Below are 19,239 nucleotides of genomic sequence, written 5' to 3' on the forward strand. Positions count from 1 at the left end.
TCGATCATATGGAAGTTTCTAGTTCCAGAGCTAGGCGCAGACATAGAAGCTCACAGTTTGTGAATCGTCTGTCCGCAATACAGCGGCCAACGCTACTGACGCCAGATGGGGTCAGCTTGTCGCTTACCGACAATCGAAGCGATGTCCGCCATCAGCCGATAATCATTGCACATTGCTCTTAACGGTCGGAGGTGATCGCCGTGCACCCGGAGGTGGGCCCCGGAGTGAGGACGATGCCGAACAACGAAAACAGGCTGCTTCCCGCCAAGCGAACGTTCACGGTTGAAATTCAAACACGAGCCTGGCCGAGAGCGTCGAATGAAATGAGGACAGTTCATCCGGTTCTGGCGGCAGCAGCGATTACGTTTCCTGAGACGCTTCAAATTCGACAAAAGCGGTTGCGAAGAAGAGATGGCGCTTTGCCGGTCCCCTGTTGGTTTTGGGAAGGCCCGCTATTGTCGCGTGAGATCCCTTGAGCAGCGCGACCAGGAACAGATCGCAACTTTCGACGACCATTTTAGGCCGGAGCTGGTCGGTGGCCTTCAGGTATTTTGAAAATGCTGGAATAGTTCTCTTCACGGTTGCTTGAAGCAGCGCAGGCGACAGGACCTGGAAAAGATCCTTTGGCTGCGTGAGTCTTAGAGCCTCAATCGTGCCCCACAAGGCGTCGGCATTGAGGCGGTAATTCAGCGTCTTTCCCCATACTGTCGGCCCGAAATGTTCTTCAAGCGTATCCGACAGGGCCCTGACATCCTTGATACGGCCCTTGGCCAGGATGTCCTGCTGGCGCTGCGCCTCCACGCGTCGGGAGTTCGCGCTGATCAGGCTGGAGATGGTATGGTCGCCGGATTGCGTGAGCAGGCCGAGAGAGTCTAGCATCAAGACCTCGTCATTGTTGGAGGCTCATTCACCCGAGCCAATACCTCGCCCCCGGGCCTTTGCGTCCTGCCACGTCAGCAGGGTTCGCCAACCGGCATCGGTCGATCGACAGGCAGCCGCAACCGATGCATTCGCCAAGACCGGACCGCAGGCGCTGTAACTCGGCTATGCGCTGGTCGATACGTTTTGCCCACACGCTCGACAACTGCGACCAATCCCGACGTGACGTACGCGATCGGCCGGCAGCTTGGCGAGCTCGGCGCCGATCTCCTCAAGCGTCAACCCGATCCGCTGTGCAAAGACGATGAAAGCGATCCGCCGCAATGCAGACCGGTGATAGCGTCGATGTCCCGAGCCGGCGCGCTCGGATGCGATCAACCCACGCTCCTCATAGAAGCGCAGAGCTGATGAGGCAATGCCGCTGCGCCGCGACACGTCGGTGATGGTTAGCATCGGATCCATGCACAAATAAAAGCACGAAGCTCTCTTGACTTCAAGTTAACTTGAACTTGTAGCAGTTAGGCGTACCCATTGAAGGAGCACCGCAATGCAGGCGAATATCGATCTTCAAGAACTTCGCGTAGGGATCACCGGCGGCACTTCCGGCCTCGGACTGGCGTTTGTGCGGCAGCTTGCCGAGAAGGGTGCGAGCGTTGCCTTCGTCGCCCGCACCGCCGCGAATGTCGGACGCGTCGCAGCCGAGACGGGTGCGCACGGCATTGTCGCCGATATCGGCAAGAAGGAAGACATCTATCCGATCGCGATGCAGATCAGTGCCAATCTTGGCGGCGTCGACGTCCTGATCAACAATGCATCGAGCCTCGGTCCTGTGCCTCTGGCGCTTCTTGCCGACACGGAGTGCGAGGAGCTGGAAGCGGCCCTCGTAGTCAACCTGCTTGGCGCCTTCCGGCTGACGAAAGCCCTATTCGGTGCGCTTGCCACGTCGGCGCGCGAGGGCCGCGGCGCGCTGGTGATCAACATCTCCAGCGACGCGGCGGTCAACGCCTATCCCGGCTGGGGCGCATACGGCGCGAGCAAGGCAGCGCTTGCCCATCTGACGGCGATTTGGGACGCGGAGGCGAAAGGAGATGGAATAAGGTTTCTTGCCCTCGACCCGGGCGATATGGACACCCCGCTGCACGCGCTGGCGCTACCAGACGCCGATCGGTCGACCTTGAAAGATCCGGAACTGGCCGCTGCCGAGATCATCGAAAAGATGCTCGACGCGTTGCCGAGTCACGATGCGCTTGCCGCCGGAGCCCACGCGTGATCGCCGCTGATCGGCTCGATCGGCAATCGGCCAGGCTGCTCGTCGTGGAGCCGGACGGCACGATGCGCGACCTGCCGCGGGCTAACCTCGGGACGTTATTCGATCCTGGCGATCTGGTTGTCGCCAACGACGCTGCGACCTTGCCTGCCAGCCTGCACGGCACGCATCTCCAATGTGGAAAGACAATCGAGATCCGCTTAGCCGGCTGGCTGTCACCTTCCGCTCCAGTCCGCTTCCTTGCGATCGTCTTCGGCTCGGGCGATCACCGCACCCGCACGGAAGATCGGCTGCCGCCCCCTGCGCTGTCATCAGGCGATCGCCTCCAGCTCGGCCCACTTCAAGCCGTCGTTAAGCGCATTCTCGACCATCCTCGCCTTCTCGAGCTTAGCTTCCAAGGCACCCGAGCAGCCATGTTTGCAGGACTGGCGCAGCATGGTAGGCCGATTCAATACGCGCATGTTCCGGAGCCGCTGGCACTGTGGGATGTTTGGACGAGAATTGCCGCCCGGCCGGTCGCGTTCGAGGCGCCATCGGCTTCCTTCGCGCTCGACTGGCGCACACTGCAAGCTTGGCGTCGGCGCGAGATCGGTTTTGCAACACTCACGCATGCCGCCGGCATTTCTTCCACCGGCGATCCCGCGCTCGACTCGCGCCTTCCCTTCGACGAGCCGTACCACATCCCTGAATGTACCGTGGCGCAGGTAGCGCGGGCGCAGCTCAAGGGCAGTCGCATCATCGCGATCGGCACGAGCGTCGTGCGCGCACTTGAAGCAGCCGCCAATCCCGATGGCAGCGTGCGTGCCGGAGATGGTATTGCGACAGGGCGTATCGCACGGGGCACTCCGCTCCGCGTCGTCGATGCGGTTCTCACTGGCGTCCACCAGCTGGGCGAAAGCCATTTCGAGCTGTTGCGCGCCTTCGCCGACGACAGCCTCCTCGCCAGTGCCTCCACCGCTCTAACTGCATACGGTTATCGTGCGCATGAATTCGGCGATTCCATGCTGCTTAACCGTCAACCGCCACCTAATTGGCGCGAACCTTAGATGGATAAAGCAGTTTGCATCGCCGTTCCTTGGCTGGCGGCACTGAAGCGTCGCGTAAGGCCGGTTGGAACATCGGCTCGCTCGCGCAAGGTGGTGCTCGGCGTCATCGTGATCAATGGCAGGATACAGCAGGAGGCCGACGTGGAACACCTCGTCGCTCAGTAGATCTTCGATCTCTCGGCCGATCTGTCGTGCCTGCCGGGCGCGACAGTAAATTCTGGGCGCCGACCGGACGCGGCGGCGACGTGTTCGCGCACGGCTCTTCAGGCAGCCCGGATTCTCACGAACGGCCGGCGCCGGGGCTTCGGCTCGGAGATATGTTTGTGCCGGACCTTTGATATCGATACCCTGAAGATCAGGGCAGGAATTTTCAGTAGATTTGCTGCTGACTAATGGTAGCCACGGCGCCGCGGTTGTTCGATTCCCATCAGGGCGCGCAACCGAGGAAGTTGGCGAACGCATAAGATGCGACCGGAGCGTCTAGGCCCTACGCCGATGTCCTGCCGCGACAATTCTAATTGCCACCGCCTTAAATCCACCTATGAAGATGCCGCACCAGTGCGGGCTACTCGGCGGCTTGACGCAGCGGATATTTCGCCGGGTGTTCGGCGGGCCCAATAAATTCGAAATCGTCCGGCATGGCGTGCTGATCAGTGCCGAGGAGTGCTAACGTCCAGTAGTCGGGTTCTGCGCCGAAGATAGTAGAGACCTGTACTACCGTAATCTTGCCCTCGAAATACTTCGATGAGCGCGCCCAGTACAGCGCATCAGGGACCAAACTTGTTACAGCCACAACGCCCACTCCGTTTGATGACATGGATGGTATCAGAATCTCCATAGATGAACATCTCTCATTTTGATTGAAGACAGGTCACTCATCCTTGCCTTCATCAATCAGAGCCTGCTGTGGATATAATGAATAAACTTGAGCTGGTTATCTTCAACATGCGGATCGAGGGCGTCGGTTTTTACGGGCAAACCCTGGCCGCCCTGATCGGGATCGTGCTGATCGGCCTGATCTTCTGGCGGCGCGTCTATGCGTGAGCACCGGCCGCGTCAGCGGGAAAGCGGGACACGCGGCCCGCTTTCAGGTGCGGAGGATTGACGTGGGGAAGGTGAGGGGAACCTGCCGACCTGGCACATATGGTGCCGCCATCAGATGAGTAATGGACAGCTTAGAATGTCAGAAATTGTTCCGCTATCGAAACAAACTGTTGATATCGTCAAAATTTATCGGGAAACGGAGAAAGAACCGCCATGCGCGTATTCCGCGAACCACAACCAATTCCTATATTGAGACAGCAACAGTGCGCCACAGCTTAGATAAAGAGGCGCCGAGTTAAGACTTTCTTAGGGGTATCATCTGCAGAGCCTTTTTATCGGCCGAAAAGCGGCAAGAAGCCTTTACTACATCGACGAGCAGGCGCGCCGCATCGGGCGGCCGCTCAACACTCACGCAACCATCAATTTCGCCTGCACCGGTTGCGATCCGCGTGAGGCCGTGAAGGCCTTCGCCAAAATCAGACAGAACCATTTCGGCAAATGGACGACGCGCCAACTCCCCCCGCCACTTCGTCATGAGGCCACCGGCGCCTATGCCTTCGAAAACGTAAGAGACGACGCGCCTTTCCTTACTCTCCAGCCAGGTGATGATCATAACGTTCACGTTCACTGGATCGTTCATCTGCCGCCCGGCTGCCTGAAGGCCTTCGAAGAGAAGCTATGGCGCTGGGTCGAACGCTGCTGCAACGGTATTCACGACGCAAAGGCCATTATGATTACCGAGCGTCCGGCCGCCGTGATGCGCAATTACGTTCTCGCAGGCTGCGACCCCAAATGGGCCGAGATCTATCGGGCCACGGCCCAACCTCAAGGCATGATCGTTGGCGGTCGTCGCTCCGGCACAACCGAAAACCTGGCCCGAAAACGACGCATTGAACGCGATCGCCAGGACAAGAAGGTCCGCCCGCTTCCCTATCAAGGCGGATCAAAAAGCATCAAAACGCACCGAAAATCGGCGCTAGTAGATTGATTTTTTTGAGGATTTTGCTATATTATAAGGGAGTTCCGACGAAACGGAACTCCCTTCGACACCACCGCTTTGACAACGGTGAACGCCTTTTAGTCCGCAAACGTAAAAGTGCGTTGTCGAGGGCCTTTGTCAAGACCTAGAGAGGTTCAAACCGCATGAAGCATCGTAATAGCAGCCCCCGGCTGACCCCGATCCTCGCCTCGAAGATCAAGGGTCTCTGGGCACACAGCCCCCTCAACCAGGCCCAGATCGCAGCCCGCCTCGGCGAGTTGAACCAGGGCCGCGTCAGCGAGGTCATCACCGGCCAGAAGTTCCCTGACGTTCCGCCTGCAGACCTGCCGGCAATCCGCCACTATATGTGAGGTAAGACCATGGCACGTGATACCCATCGAGTAATGCCCCACAAGGACGGTGGCTGGCAGGTGAAGCGCGACGGCGACCAGAAGGCCAGCCACCGCACGGATACCAAGGCCGAAGCGGAAAAGCTCGCCCGGCCGATCAGCCAGCACCAGCAGACGGAACTGCAGATCCATGGCAAGGACGGCGCCATTCAGCGCTCCGACAGCCATGGTCATGACCCGAGGTCATCCAAGGGCTAAATCCCTGCTACGGCCGAAGCCTCCCAATCGGCCGTAACGTCATCTGCGAAGGCAGGTGCAAGATCCTCTTGCACCTGCTGGACGGGCTATGAACAAAATCTTTTGGTGCTCAATGAGACGATGAATGACCGAAAGTAATGACGCCAACTCGAAGCCTGCGGTCTCTGTAGATGTCAGCATAGGCAAGGAAATCGATCGCAGCCTCGCGGAGATCATCACCGCTTTGCTGCACCCTGCCGCTAAAGTAACTGGCAGTCTTCTCGCCGATAAAATCGGGATCTATGCCGACCGTGTTCGCCGGAAGCGTGAGCAAAATGCGCAGCTCGGGCTCAGCCAAGTTCGTGCCAATCTCGATGCCGCTGGCGTGGAGCTTGAAGCCATCACGCCCCCGAAGGAAGAAGAGCTGCACATGCTAATGAATGGCATGTCGCTGGCTGATGATGAAAACCTGCGAGACCTGTGGGCGGGACCCTTCACTCAGGTGCTGGACCCAAAATCAGCGATCACCGCTGAACGACCTTTCATAAGTGTACTGGAAAGCCTCTCTCCCTCAGATGCCAAAATCATCGATTTTTTGGCAAGCAAGCGCCGCACCGATGCGGAACTCAAACGGCTTGTGCGAATAGCCCTGCCCCGAGATTTCCAAAAAGCGACCGATGAAGAGCGCGAAGCGGTAGAAGAGGCAAGACGTTTTAATGCGGAGACACGCCGGAAAGCGCACCGAACGCTAGAAGACAAGGCTATTCTATATGAGCTGCACAAACTTCCTAATTCAGGCTGGGCGGACAATCTCCTTCGGCAAGGTGTAATCGAACGCGTTCCACTGCCGCTTCGCATGCCGGCACTTCCGAACATCGCTAACATCAACGAGCGTAACCTGCTTCAAGTTCTAAACAATCTCGTACAGCGGTTCGAGATTTTGCAGCAGGCGGAGGCACAGGATGCGAAGCTACCAGGATTGCTGCCAAAACATTCGACAGAGAACTCTTTCGAGCTTCCCGTAATGTTTACGGGGTTCGGAACACGATTGGCACAAGCGTGCGGCCTTTTAGACGAGGCCCATCAGTAATGCCGTACTCTTCCGACGCAACGATCCTTCGCAGACAAGGCAAATTAAATGAGGATCCGCTCGATCTCATCCAAGCTGACGTCATCGCTGCGGCGATCGTAAAACTGGGTCGTGCGTGTTGACGATGATTGGCAATGTTGGCTGCCTTCTGCTGCGTCCCACCGTTCTTGAGGTAGGCGGTGATGCCGGTGGCGCGGAAGGTGTGATTACAAACGGCCGTGCTGATGCCGGCGGCGATGGCCCGGCGTTGAACCATGGCATAGGCTTCGGCCTGCGCGAGGGCCTGATCCAGATAGCCGTCCTGTGCCTCTTGATCGTCTGAAACAGCGGCGCACGCAGATCCGCTTTCAGGCCCGCTGTAGCCATGTAGTCGTCGAGATAGGCTTCCAACGTATGATGACAGGGCAGTTCCACCTGCTTGCCGCCCTTCTCATGTAGACGCACCCATAGGCGCCGGTTCTGCGGATACACGTCCTTCACCTCCATGCTCGAGGCGGCACCAATCCGCGCAAAGGTGTAGGTCATCAAGCCAATCAGCGCCCGATCTCGCTTGCCGATCAGGGTGTCGGCCGGGATGCTGTCGAGCAGCTGGCGGGCTTCCTCCGGAGCCAGGACCGGCGTCTTGCCCCTCTTCCGGGAATGTTTTGGTCCACGGACGGAATGAGCGGGATTGGTTTGCATGACATGGCCCGTTACTAGCCAGTCAAAAAGGTGCCGCACGGCGGCCAGGCGCTGCTTGGCCGTTGGTGCGGCGTGGCTCCTAGTCAGCTCCTGGACCCAGCCGGCGACGTGGATGGGTGTGATGGCGTCCAGCGATCGGGCACCGCTGTGTTCGCACCACCGCAGAAGCTCGACGGCTGCCTTGGCGTAAGAGCGACGGGTATTTGGATTGCGGATCTGTGCCGTGAAGAATTCCAGGAATCGACGGCTGCCAAGATCATCCAAGGCGACGATCGCAGGAAGCGCATAGAAGCGTGGCTGACTGGGCACAACCTGGCTCATGCCCACACCCGATTGGGATCGAATTCCAGTTTGGCCGCCTTGAGCTCTTTCACAAGAGCCATTTTCCAGCCGTCGGACGAGTCCATATCGGTATAGACGACACCGAATAGGTCCGACGGAATTTCCACGTCGCCTTTGCGCAGCAGACAGACCTTTCCGCGCCCCAATTTCCCAGAAAAGTATCCGAGTTCAAAGATCACGTTCTGGCGCGCGCGCTGCGCGTGGCCAGGCGCAGCCACAGATGATCCCACGTCATCGGGTGTGAGGAGCACCACTGCGAAACCGACCTCACCGGCACAGTCCTCGTACTTCTCGATGATGGTGCGGCCCTGGTTCGGTTGCTCTTTGAGAACAATAACGTCGAGCTTCAACTTCTCCAAGAACCGGGCCAGCTTGTCCAAAGCGCCCTCGTCATGGCCGTGCACGATAAATACCTTGTTGGACGCAGGCATGGTGGACCTCGGCTTGCTCACGCTTGAATCAGGAAAAACTCCATCGCCGTAGTCCTCGGTGGAGATGATCCCGCTCTCGGAAACATCATTCATGGAACCTGCAGCGGTGGAAGCGCTTTTAAATGCGTTTCGTTCCCTTTCACCGATATTGCTGACCCAACCACGGCGATAAATCTCGCCAGCTCTGGCAACGATGACAGACTGCAGCGGGATTCCGTCAGGGGTACGAAGCTCCGGATCGCGAAGCACATAGGTCGCTAGCGAGGTCGCCCGCGCACTAAGCGTCGCCCCCCTCCTGCATCAGTATCCTGCAGATCCCACTCCAGGCGCATAGCTTCGAAACCATCATGCCCTTCAACCTTGAGCATATTGACCGACGCAATGACCAAGGCCCGTGACGGAAACGGAGGGAGTTTCAGCACCTCGACATGATCATCCACTAGCTATCTCCCTGTCTGTGCCAGCGTTTCAAACTTATTGCTCGATCTGGGGATCATCACCCGTTGGCTCCCGCACCAGCCGAAGAACGTACTCACCGCCGAAGCGTCCAGGCGGTTCAATCACGGTGAGTTGTGACAACTGGTGCATGCGCCTTACCCCTTCCAGAACAGCGAAAGAATCTTCGTCCCGATAGAGATGGTATTCGCCGTTGAGCCGCAGGGCTGCATCGATCTCGTGAACTTTATGCTGAATTCGCATCTGACGGCTCGGTGCCATTCGTCGACCTTTCATATCTATGATAAAGGACATTATCATAGATAATCAGCATTATAAGCTCTCGGAAATGTGGTGGTCGCAGGTTCGATTCCGTTCAAGGCGACGGGAAAATCCTCTCTTGAAATTCTGTCGTAGGGCCCTTGGTCGCCGCAGTAAGTTCGCTGACAACTTTTTCCGATAAGGAACAGCCATCGGTGGGATTGATCAGCAGCGGTCAACTATCCTGCACAACATTTCTGATTGCAAAAAATATACCTCTCTCGGTATCCAGGGTAGATCGCCCAAATAGTCGGGCGCGCTGGGGGGCATATGACGAGATACAGTCCGTTTCATCCGAACTCTGAGGCGACGCTAAAGGCCGCCGCCGTATGGTTCGACCGCTGCCTGCGGGTAGATGGCTCACTTTTCGGCGAAGAGCCACTTTGGACAACGGAGGCTCTGTCCGAAGCAGATCGCTGCTTCAATGGTCGGCCGGATGGAAGCAAGGACAGCTTTCATGTCAAGCTCGAGCGCCAGTTTCATGATGCGTCGCCGGCCACCTGCAAGCTTCTGGCAGAGATGCTTTGGATACTAAACCTTTTTCCCACGAACATGGGGCCGGATGCCAAGCGGCGGCCAATCTTGACCGCATGGGGATGGTCAGGAGAGACCCTTTCGGGCACTCTCGCCGATGAGTTGATGGCCGACGACATTTTGCGTGGCCTTGGTTCAGCTGGTCCCGGATTCATGAACCATAAGCCGCGAGAGCTTCGGTTCTTGATCAAATCCATGATCGGACTGAAAGCCATGAGCGCGTCAGAGCGCGATTCTGTCCTGGGCGACCCCTGGGCGTTCGCGGAGTGGATTGACGGAGTGCCGGACGAAGGATATCGGCAATTGCGGCACATCCTGCCGCATCTTATGTTTCCAGACGAGTTTGAACGCATTGCGAGCCCTGGGCACGTCCGGAAGATCCTTTCAGAACTCGGCGGTGTTGACCGTCAGGCTCTTCGACGCATGTCGAAGGTGGAGCAGGACCGCGAGCTGTTGACTGTTCGGCACAACCTCGAGCGGGAGCGCGGTGGTCCGATTGATTTCTATCAGCAGGAGATCAAGGAAAAGTGGCTGAAGGAGCAGGAGATCGAGGAGTCCGCAGCGAGCGAGGCTTTGGCGGCCGATACACCCGCTTCCGCTAGCAAAGTCGCCGCTCCGCTCAATCAGATTCTCTACGGCCCACCTGGTACGGGAAAGACCTATCGTGTCGTCGATCGAGCCCTGGCGATCCTTGATCCTGAGTTCGCTGCAAAGCGGGAGAGCGATCGCGACGCACTGAAAGAGCGTTTCGATGATCTCGTTACCGAGGGGCTTATTCGCTTCGTGACCTTCCACCAGAGCTTCAGCTATGAAGAGTTTGTCGAGGGATTGCGAGCCGAGACGACTCCCGACGGAGCGATCCGCTACCACGTACAGGACGGTATCTTCAAAGCACTCTGTCAGCCGTCAGCCGATCAGGCCCGTATCCCCGTCGGTGAGCGCTTCTCCAGTGGTTACGTGGTCACGAGGTCAACACCAGAGATCCTCTGGCTCGAAAAGCCGAACGGTTCGAGCTTACCGCTTCCATGGGAACTTCTCGATGAACTCGCGGGTTTGGTTCGCCAGGGCCGCATCTCAATCGCAGATATTCGCGACAAGCTCGTCTTCGATCGGGTACCCGACAGCCGTCTCGAGAAGTTCCTTGTGAATGGCTATAACAACATTATCCCGCTAATCGTCGAGCGGCTGATCGCGAGCGAAGCCAGGCCCGAAGATCATGAACGCAAGAAGGTACTGATCATCGACGAGATCAACCGAGGCAACATCTCCAAGATCCTTGGCGAACTCATCACGTTGATAGAACCATCGAAGCGGCTTGGCGCTGACGAAGCACTGACGACGATGCTGCCCTATTCCAAAACTCCCTTCGGAGTCCCGGTCGGGGTACATATTATCGGCACGATGAACACAGCAGATCGCTCTTTGGCCTCGATCGACATGGCATTGCGCCGGCGCTTCGTGTTCGAGGAAATCGAGCCACAACCTGAAACCTTGGACGAGATCGAGCTCGCTGGAGTTAACATAGGCGCCTTACTGAGTGTGATGAACGCTCGCATTGAGGCACTGCTCGACCGGGAACACAGACTTGGCCACGCCTACTTCCTGCATCTTGAAGCCGCGGACGATGTTGGCCAACTGAAACAGCTCTTTTCCCGGCGTATTCTGCCCCTTTTGAAGGAGTATTTCTTTGACGATTGGCAGCGTATCCGCCTCGTCTTGAATGATCACCGAAAAGTGGATCCGGCGGACCGGTTCATCGTCGAGAGTGCTGATGGCTCCGTCTCTCTGTTTGGGGCGGGCGAGATTTCCGTGCCAACAAACAAAGTCTGGCGGTTAAACGCCGAGGCCCTCAACAGACCGTCGGCCTATCAGCAAATCATCGGTTAGTTGGCATGTTGACCGTCAGGGAGTTTGCCAGGCTTACGATCGATGAGGCGGCCGGGTCGATTGACCTGGCGACTGTTCCCGCGAGCGCATTCGAATGGCTCGCGCGTCACGGGCGCGATCGGGGAGGGGCGCCATCGCTTGTGAAGCTCGAGGGGCCGCGAACCCTTAAGCTTCGCAACTATGTCGGCGTGGTGGAGACACCGTGCGGAACTCGAATTGAAATCCTGCCAAAGCATATCGGTTCATCGGAGGGGGTGGCGCAGGCCCGCCGCCTGCTTTTCAATATGGTCTCCGAAGCGCTGAATCTCACGCCAAGAATCGGAGGCGGGGCCACGATCGAGGCCTTTGATCTCCCGATGACGGAGTGGTTGGCCGCTAGTTTCCTGGCTAAGGCACTTGATCTTGCCCGGCGCGGCCCGCGCCAGGCATATCGCTCCATCGAGGCGAGAGAGCCCTTTTTGAGAGGCAGGCTCGATTTCAACCGGCAGCTTCGCGCCGCAGCAGGCGGCGCGCATATGTTTCACGTCACGCACGATGTCTATTCGCTGGACAGGCCGGAGAACCGTCTCATTCGTTCGGCCATTGAACACATCGCGCGACGATCGATGACGAGCGATAACTGGCGTCTGGCGCGCGAGCTCTCCACCCTGTTCGCCGACGTTCCGGAAAGCCGGAACATTGACGCGGACCTTAAGTTTTGGGGACGAGACCGCCATTTGGCTGACTATGCGGATATCAGACCGCTATGCGAGCTTCTACTGACACATCGGCTGCCATTCGCGCTTGCCGGAGATTATCACGGGATGAGCATGCTGTTTCCGATGGAGCGGCTGTTTGAGCGCTACGTGCTGGGCTCATTGCGAATGATTGCGCCTGAGCATTTCGAGATCCACCCCCAGCACGGCGCCATGCACCTTTGCTCACAGGAAGGAGAGGATTGGTTTCAGATGAAACCGGATATCCTCGTCAGGCGTGGTGACCAACGATGGATTATCGACGCGAAATGGAAACGGCTCAGCAATGATCGCGACAAAAACTACGAGCTGAGCCAAGCTGATTTTTATCAGCTCTTTGCGTACGGGCAAAAATACCTCGGTGGTACTGGTGAAATGTACCTCGTCTACCCGGCGGTGTCGGATTTCCCCATGATGCGGGCGCCGTTCAAACTGTCAGATAATTTGCTGTTGCATGTTTTACCGTTCGACTTGGAGCGACGGCAGGCTCCGTACACATTCCTCGCAGGCTGAAGTTGGCATGTGCCGCCCCTCATTGCTCGCTAGCCGCAGGATCGGGCCGGCGCGCATTTCGTTGCCGCCCTCGCGATGATTTGGAACATCTCAATATGTTGATGCTACACGGTTCCGAGGATCGCTGTTCTGGGCATATCGGATGTGGCTCTAAGTAACTTGTTCTCTGGCCGGGCGCGTACATATCGCCCCAGTTTGCTTGCGAGATTGTTCTCTTCAAGAAACTGGAAGCTGACCTTGGACTCGGGGCGACCTGAAAGCGTCCGGCTGCGTCAGGATGGCGACGAAGAGTTCCGCTGCCTCGAGATCGTATCCGTTTCCACTAGCAAGGCTCTCCTCTGGCATGCCGTCGAGGTCCGCACACGCAACAGAACGGAAACCCTGTCAGGGCTAACGGGTGAATCTGCGGCACAACTAGTCGCAGACGTTCATGCATTCATCAACGCCTACCTCTTTGGCCTCATCGGCAACGAGAGAGAGCGCTTGCTCGATGTCGATGCCAAACTTCGAGAAATCACAGCAGGCAACCGGCAATATCTCGCGCAAGCCGATCTTGGACAGGCTATCACGAGCGTGCCCGGCAATGCCGCCGCGGCGCTCGCTCATCCGCTTCTCGATCCACAACTCATGCCGGTCGGGCTCAAGAAGTCTTTACCGGCTTCGTTCGCAATGCTGACCGACCCGAGCGTTCGCCACGCCTATAATGAAGCGTTCGTCAGGTCTGAGCTGCTTGAATTCCAGCATTTCTTCGACCATCTCGATGGGCGATCGCTATCCGATCAGCAACGCGAGGCTTGTATCCGGCTGGACGACAATAATCTGCTGGTTGCCTCCGCCGGTTCCGGCAAATCGGCGACCATGGTCGGCAAGGTAGCCTATGTGTTGGAAAAGAAGCTCTATCGACGAGACGAGATTCTGCTTCTCGCCTTCAATAAAAGCGCCGCCGATGAACTCAGGACCAGGATTGCGAGACAGCTCGGGGTCGAGGAAAGCGCGCTGGAGTGCCGCGTCACGACGTTTCACGCGCTTGGACGCGGTATAATTGAAGACGTGGAGGGACGCCCGCCCCAGCTTGCCAACTGGGTAGATCATCCTGGCGGCGAGACCAAGGTAATAGAAGAGATCATCCGAGGCCTTGTCGAGACAGATCTGGAGTTTGCCAGATTGTGGAGCGACCTGCTTGTGGTCCATCCCAAAGCAGACATGCCGGCCGCGGTTTTCGACGTCGAGATGGATTTTCGCCGCTACGTGTCGGATCGCATCAGGAAGGGCGCCGCTACGATAGGTTCGCTTTCCGGAGTGACCGTCAAATCGTTGCAGGAACAGAAGATCGCCAACTGGTTATGGCTGCACTCCGTCGCGTTCGAATACGAGCGGCAGATCAAGATCGAAAATGAGGACGGCACCTTTCGACACCTGCATCCCGATTTCTACTATCCGCTGACCGACACGGTGCATGAGCACTTTGCGCTCGACGCCGACGGCACCTCGCCCTTTGCAGATTATGTCCAACACGCCGACAGCAAACGGCAGGCGTATCGCCGGAAAGAGATCGATTTTTTCGAGACCACCTCGGCGCAGGCCAGCAGCGAGACGATGCTCAGCACTCTTGAAGCGGAACTGGCACGGCGCGCCATGCCCTTCGAGCGCAAGAGCTATAAAGAAATCACTAAGGCCCTCGAGCCGGTCGTGATCAAGCATTATCACAAGCTTATATCCACCTGCATCAAGCATATCCGCGCCAGTCATCTGACGCTCGAAATGCTGCTCGAGCGCGCCAAGACCCTGCACGACAAGGAGCGTGGCAAGCTCTATGCGCGCGTCGTGTGGACGATCACGCAAGGATATTCCCGGAGACTCGAAGAATCCCAGCGGATCGATTTCGACTCGATGATCGCCGATGCTGTAAGTCTGATCCGGACCGGCCGATATCAAAGCCCGTATTCTCTGATCCTTGTTGACGAGTTCCAGGACATTTCCGAGCCGCGGGCCAACCTTATCAAGGCGCTCAAGCAGCAGAAGGCGTTCAGCAAGGTGTTCGCGGTCGGAGACGACTGGCAGTCGATCTATCGCTTCGCTGGCTCTGACATCACGATCTTCATGCAGTTCGAGGCGAATTTCGGAGCCAGTTGGCAGGGGCGCCTTGAGCAGACCTATCGGTGCAACCAGCTCATTGCGGAGACGGCCGCGAAGTTCGTCCAACGGAATCCGGAACAGATCACGAAATCGGTGCATTCGATACGTGCTGCGGTACCTCGCTCGATACGGGTGATACCCATCGATGGCAAAGGTGGCAGGCCAGACTTCGGGTTGGCCTGTCATCGCATTCTCGAGCGGCTTGATGCGTTCTTGGATGATATTGCGTCGCAATGGCGGAGTGCACCAGGCACCACGCTCAAGGTTTTGGTGCTGTGGCGATACAATCACGTTGACCCGTTTCAAGGAACCCTACCGTCCTTTGCGAACATCGAGGTTTCCGGCCAATCGTTTCATCGGGCGAAGGGACTCGAAGCGGACTATACGATCCTGCTTGATGTCAGCGAAGGCGATTACGGTGTGCCGAGCCGGGTCGAAGACGACGAACTTCTTAATCTGGTGATACCCCGCCCCGAAACGTTTGCCTACGCCGAAGAAAGGCGCCTGTTCTACGTTGCGCTGACACGCGCCAGCCGCGGCGTGTACATCGTCACCAACAGCCGCCAGCCGTCACGATACATCCGCGAACTTTGCGAGATCGCGGGCGCTGAGGTCCGCTTCGAGACGACCGAAGGGGCTGTTTTACGCCAGTGTCCTACCTGCCTAGTGGGCCAGATCATCGAAATCCACAATCGTGACGGCTCGGTATTTTGTGGGTGCAATCAGTTTCCCGATTGCAGTCGGACTGAGCGAAGCCCTGTTCGACCGGTGTCGAGATTGCGAAGAAGGAGGTGAAGCGACTCACATCAACCCCACAGGTGACTTGGGGCGGGGTGGCCATCGATGTCCGGCATGGCCGTCAGGATGCTGAGGTAAGCGTGGTCAGGCATGTTCGTCGTAATAGATCGTGTCAAGCATGGCGACTCGATAATCCCACAACTCGCTATCATCCCCGTCTGGGCGCGGTGCGTTATACCAAGGCGATGACTGGATCGGCACAATGACTCGATCCCAGTAATTTTCCAACGCAAGTGTTGTCGGGGCGAAATTTAAGGCTTTCGCCAAATTGGCCTTGTTCTTCCCGTTCGCGCAAACGAACGTGTCCGGACGTTTCATGGCGAGAAGCCGCGTCGCGGTAGGGTATTCGCCGATGTGATGGGCTTTGGCATCCACAAACGCTTTGCGGAATCTGCGACAATATTCCGTGAAATCCTCCAGCATTACCGGGTCTTTCCGGGGGATGCAGTCCAAGGCCGCGCCAAGCTGGCGGTCTTGCTTCGCTACTAGACCGGCGAAGTCGCCGTTACCGCCCATCGAGCCGAACCAGCCCCAATCATGGCCCCCAAGGCCTACGGCTTCCTTCTCGGCGTTGCCGAGCGTGCCGGCGATCCCCTTACATTCTGTCACTGAAAGGTCAGAGAACCGGCCGGCACTTGCGAAAAGGCGCTGAATTTCGCGAAGTAGTCTCATGCGGCGCTTGAAATGATGGTGGGGGTCGAGTTTTGCGGTCCGCGCGAATTCGTCCCAACTCATCATGGCCAAGGACGAGATGAGCCCCTTCCCGCTCTTCTTGTCGTCGGGAAGGATTGGGTCGCGCTGGCCGCGCCGCTTTCGAGCGGCCTCGAATTGTCGACGATAGCTATCCGCAAGTATCTTGGTGACAGGCTGTTTCAGTGCATCATAGCCGGAAAGCTCACTCTGTATCTGGTCGAAAATCTCATTGTTGGCAGAGCCTTCGATGTGCAGGCAAGCCTCGTGATTCAGGCCGAGGCCGCCCTTCGTGAAATTGGCACTTCCGACGATGGCTTCAGCTTCACTTCCGGTTCGAAACAAATAGAGCTTGGGATGGAAGATCCCCTTGTCTGCTTTGGCGATGAAGGCATTCTTGGTGCCGATTAGCCGCTCAACAAGATCGGGTGAGGTCGCAAAGCCGTTTAAACCGAAGGTGACGGAGCGAAATTTCGCCTTGTTTTCCATCAATCGATCGGCCAGTTTCCCATTGTATCCCCAAGCTACTGCGATCTGGATTTCATCATGGTCGCCAATAAGGCGATTCAGCAGGGCTGGCATTGTTCCGGCGTTAAGCAGCGTGACCTTCATCATTCCCCCCAAAAGCTAAGCCGGCGTCAAGCGACGGCCCAAGTCCCACACTCAGAACCAAGGCCTTACATGTGAAGTCTTTGGATTTGATTGCCGCCCATCCGCTCAATCGACATCGCCTGGCAAAATAGCCTCTCAAGGGCGCCTACCTTGGCTGGTTCCGTTCTGTGAGGGCGACACGCAAGACACCTTGGACCCGCCGAGGGAGCCAAATTTCGCCCTGAGGCACGCGTCCCCTCGCACGCTCGCTTGCTGGGTGGCCGCGAATGCGGCAAGCCAATGGGCGCGCAGACTTGAAGCTTCAGGATGGTGAGCCGAACCGTCGGAATCGGCTGCGGCTGGAGTCTGAGTGCAATTGGATGGAGTTGGGTGGGGTTCATCCCTTAAGGAAGTTGGGCATTGCAGCAGACACGAGCGTTGTGCTGTGTTTGTTTCCGATTTGTGCGTCTAGGATCGCATAATGGATCGAAGGGAACTGGCCCGGCAGGCGAGCAAAGAAAGACAAGGTTGACAGGCGCATTGCTTCTTCGATTGAGGGTTCGGCAGTTAAAATCTTTTAAGACTCCGGCGATGCACAACAAGGAAGCTCGCCGATAAGTTGCCCACGTGCAACTTTTGAATCAGTACGGTTTGACTTCGTTCAGGGCCAATGTAGCCTCACCCGTCTCATCCCCCATTCGACTGGCCACGAATTCTGCTCCTGGAAAGGTGAGGTGGACATTCGAGCGTGGCTATAGACGGGCAGTCCGGTAATCGTTATTTCGGATACACCACCCCATCACCAAATCATCCCGTGAATTTTTCAAGGGCTTTTATATTGAAAAAAGTGCAACGCAGTTTTGCCGTCGAGTACAAAAGCGGCAGACGAAAACTCGATACTAGGTCGAACTCGATCTGGGGCAACGTGGACCTAAAATCCGTCGCTCGCGACCTAGACAAAGAGGCAATGCCGTTTCTGTCGGATAGCTCTCAGAGTGGCAAATCCAACAGCGAAATTTCTCTACCAAAACCAGATCAGGCTGAGTCGTTGTTGACACCGCCTCTTGAGCCGTCGACAACTGCATCAGATACACAGGAGACGAGCATGGCCGACGAGACTGATACTGCAACCAGTGCCGATGTGCCGGCCGTTGTCGAAACGCCAATTACGCCGAAGAAACAGCGCAAACCCAGGGCCAAGAAAGCCGCGGCACTCGAAACCGCGTCAGCTGACACTACGGCAGAGCCAGCAGCTGCTCTGGCCGGCGCCGGTGGTGTGAAGAGGAGAGGGCGCAAGACAAAGGTGGTCGAAGCTGCGGCGAGTGCCAAACGCGCACCGGTGCGCCGCGCTCCAAAGGCTGTGCAGCCGGCGCCTGCCGCGCCGATGACAGCGATCGATGAAATGGCGGACCTCCTGCAGTTAGAAGAGGAAAATCAGCGGCTGCGCAAGCTTCTGGCTGAAAAACTTCGCGCTGAAAATGCCGATCTGCGCAAACGGCTCAAGCTCGATTGATAAAAGCAGCTGGTCAATCGCCGGCCGCATTTCCATGCTTATCAAGAGATAAAATTTGGCGACGGTGAGCTGTTGCCGGAATGAAGACTTACTGCCTGCTTGCGGGATAAAACGCGAGGTCGGATAGATGGCGTCTCCCTGGAAATTTCTTGCCCGACTGGTCTCACCGGGACGCGAACAAAAGCGAGAAAGCGGCTCGACCGAGAAGGTTTCGCCGGAGGCGTTGCCTAGTTCTGGTCCGACTGAAACGCCTGCCGAGGACAGCCTGAATAGCGATGGTCGGCCGGCAGGCGCGGAGCTACCTCGTCACGGTCAACCCGGTGCAATTTCCCTCAAGCCTGTGCATTCCGAAGAAGCCGAAAGCGATGTCCACGACAAGGTCGACGGCGAAGTTGCCGAAATCGTGGAGGTCGCTGATCCCGCTATATCAGGTGGTACTGGTTTCGACGTCACCGCTGCGAATGATGCCGCTAGGCTCAAGCGAATTGCCGAGTCGCACCGCGCGAGCAAAGGAGCCGCAGCAAGGAAGCGGTGGCGATTGCAGACGATCCCCAATTTATCCAAACTGCAAACGGGATGAGCCTCGATGACGAGATCAGGATGCTCAGGGATCAGCTGGCCAGAAAGCTAACGTTGCAAAACGCGCAGTTGAGAAAAATGCTGGAGCGGTTTGAACGATGAGCGTGACGCGCTGCCTGCCTTTTAAGCTTGTTGCAGGTGTCCTTTCAAGGCGATAGAGGC

General features: G+C 57.3%; 16 protein-coding genes and 4 pseudogenes. 13 read left to right on the plus strand and 7 right to left on the minus strand.

The window, feature by feature from the left end:
• Positions 1–360: 360 nt before the first annotated feature.
• Positions 361–879, minus strand: a complete 519-nt coding sequence (locus EFQ99_RS32515; RefSeq protein ID WP_097603435.1) for a hypothetical protein — start codon at positions 877–879, stop codon at positions 361–363.
• 28 nt (positions 880–907) lie between these two features.
• A pseudogene (gene soxR, locus EFQ99_RS32520) lies at positions 908–1,341 on the minus strand (redox-sensitive transcriptional activator SoxR).
• Positions 1,342–1,426: 85 nt separating this feature from the next.
• On the opposite strand from soxR, the gene EFQ99_RS32525 reads away from it, so the two are divergent.
• The 3 genes and pseudogenes from EFQ99_RS32525 to EFQ99_RS35840 all read left to right on the plus strand — a co-directional run.
• Entirely contained in the window at positions 1,427–2,149 is a 723-nt protein-coding gene (locus EFQ99_RS32525; RefSeq protein WP_097603437.1) for an SDR family NAD(P)-dependent oxidoreductase, read from the plus strand.
• Entirely contained in the window at positions 2,146–3,192 is a 1,047-nt protein-coding gene (locus tag EFQ99_RS32530; protein WP_097603438.1) for an S-adenosylmethionine:tRNA ribosyltransferase-isomerase, read from the plus strand. Before EFQ99_RS32525 ends, EFQ99_RS32530 begins: the two co-directional genes overlap by 4 nt.
• A gap of 78 nt (positions 3,193–3,270) precedes the next feature.
• Positions 3,271–3,585: pseudogene (locus EFQ99_RS35840) on the plus strand (hypothetical protein); the annotation flags it as partial.
• A gap of 172 nt (positions 3,586–3,757) precedes the next feature.
• On the opposite strand, the gene EFQ99_RS32535 reads toward EFQ99_RS35840, so the two are convergent.
• Complete coding sequence (locus EFQ99_RS32535) at positions 3,758–3,985, minus strand: hypothetical protein (RefSeq protein WP_097603450.1); 228 nt, start codon at positions 3,983–3,985, stop codon at positions 3,758–3,760.
• 122 nt (positions 3,986–4,107) lie between these two features.
• Here EFQ99_RS32535 and EFQ99_RS36080 point away from each other — a divergent pair, with 122 nt between their 5' ends.
• The 5 genes from EFQ99_RS36080 to EFQ99_RS32555 all read left to right on the plus strand — a co-directional run bounded on the left by EFQ99_RS36080 (position 4,108) and on the right by EFQ99_RS32555 (position 6,892).
• Entirely contained in the window at positions 4,108–4,236 is a 129-nt protein-coding gene (locus EFQ99_RS36080) for a hypothetical protein (protein WP_280951838.1), read from the plus strand.
• Between the two features lie 457 nt (positions 4,237–4,693).
• Positions 4,694–5,224 carry a hypothetical protein gene (locus tag EFQ99_RS32540; RefSeq protein WP_245436892.1) on the plus strand — a complete coding sequence of 177 codons (531 nt, stop codon included), beginning with the start codon at positions 4,694–4,696 and terminating at the stop codon, positions 5,222–5,224.
• Positions 5,225–5,379: 155 nt separating this feature from the next.
• Positions 5,380–5,586: a hypothetical protein gene (locus tag EFQ99_RS32545; RefSeq protein ID WP_097603440.1), complete on the plus strand. Its 207-nt coding sequence runs from the start codon at positions 5,380–5,382 to the stop codon at positions 5,584–5,586.
• 9 nt (positions 5,587–5,595) lie between these two features.
• A complete protein-coding gene (locus EFQ99_RS32550; RefSeq protein ID WP_097603441.1) occupies positions 5,596–5,823 on the plus strand; it encodes a DUF2188 domain-containing protein in 228 nt (75 codons plus the stop codon).
• A gap of 124 nt (positions 5,824–5,947) precedes the next feature.
• Positions 5,948–6,892, plus strand: a complete 945-nt coding sequence (locus EFQ99_RS32555) for an Abi-alpha family protein (protein WP_097603442.1) — start codon at positions 5,948–5,950, stop codon at positions 6,890–6,892.
• Positions 6,893–6,973: 81 nt separating this feature from the next.
• Here the strand turns inward: EFQ99_RS32555 and EFQ99_RS32560 are convergent, their stop codons facing one another.
• The 3 genes and pseudogenes from EFQ99_RS32560 to EFQ99_RS32570 form a co-directional block, all read right to left on the minus strand.
• Positions 6,974–7,894 carry a site-specific integrase gene (locus EFQ99_RS32560; RefSeq protein ID WP_245436893.1) on the minus strand — a complete coding sequence of 307 codons (921 nt, stop codon included), beginning with the start codon at positions 7,892–7,894 and terminating at the stop codon, positions 6,974–6,976.
• Positions 7,891–8,786 (minus strand): annotated as a pseudogene (locus tag EFQ99_RS35845) (TIR domain-containing protein). Before EFQ99_RS35845 ends, EFQ99_RS32560 begins: the two are co-directional and overlap by 4 nt.
• A gap of 34 nt (positions 8,787–8,820) precedes the next feature.
• Complete coding sequence (locus EFQ99_RS32570; protein ID WP_097603451.1) at positions 8,821–9,063, minus strand: hypothetical protein; 243 nt, start codon at positions 9,061–9,063, stop codon at positions 8,821–8,823.
• Positions 9,064–9,372: 309 nt separating this feature from the next.
• Between EFQ99_RS32570 and EFQ99_RS32575 the strand changes: the two genes are divergently transcribed.
• The 3 genes from EFQ99_RS32575 to EFQ99_RS32585 all read left to right on the plus strand — a co-directional run bounded on the left by EFQ99_RS32575 (position 9,373) and on the right by EFQ99_RS32585 (position 15,701).
• The gene (locus EFQ99_RS32575) at positions 9,373–11,523 is read left to right on the plus strand and encodes an McrB family protein (protein WP_245436895.1); all 2,151 of its coding nucleotides are present in this window, start codon (positions 9,373–9,375) and stop codon (positions 11,521–11,523) included.
• Positions 11,524–11,528: 5 nt separating this feature from the next.
• Positions 11,529–12,770, plus strand: a complete 1,242-nt coding sequence (locus tag EFQ99_RS32580; RefSeq protein WP_097603443.1) for an McrC family protein — start codon at positions 11,529–11,531, stop codon at positions 12,768–12,770.
• Between the two features lie 237 nt (positions 12,771–13,007).
• Positions 13,008–15,701, plus strand: a complete 2,694-nt coding sequence (locus EFQ99_RS32585) for a UvrD-helicase domain-containing protein (RefSeq protein WP_097603444.1) — start codon at positions 13,008–13,010, stop codon at positions 15,699–15,701.
• Between the two features lie 87 nt (positions 15,702–15,788).
• On the opposite strand, the gene EFQ99_RS32590 is transcribed toward EFQ99_RS32585, so the two are convergent.
• Complete coding sequence (locus EFQ99_RS32590; RefSeq protein ID WP_164736484.1) at positions 15,789–17,006, minus strand: phospholipase D family protein; 1,218 nt, start codon at positions 17,004–17,006, stop codon at positions 15,789–15,791.
• An 817-nt stretch (positions 17,007–17,823) separates the two neighbouring features.
• Here EFQ99_RS32590 and EFQ99_RS32595 point away from each other — a divergent pair.
• Both EFQ99_RS32595 and EFQ99_RS32600 read left to right on the plus strand, forming a co-directional pair.
• Entirely contained in the window at positions 17,824–18,498 is a 675-nt protein-coding gene (locus EFQ99_RS32595; RefSeq protein WP_008534132.1) for an MreC domain-containing protein, read from the plus strand.
• Between the two features lie 127 nt (positions 18,499–18,625).
• Positions 18,626–19,179 (plus strand): annotated as a pseudogene (locus EFQ99_RS32600) (hypothetical protein).
• Positions 19,180–19,239: the final 60 nt, after the last annotated feature.

Origin of the sequence: Rhizobium vallis, from assembly GCF_003985155.1 — a bacterium.
GTDB classification, from domain to species: Bacteria; Pseudomonadota; Alphaproteobacteria; order Rhizobiales; family Rhizobiaceae; genus Rhizobium; species Rhizobium vallis.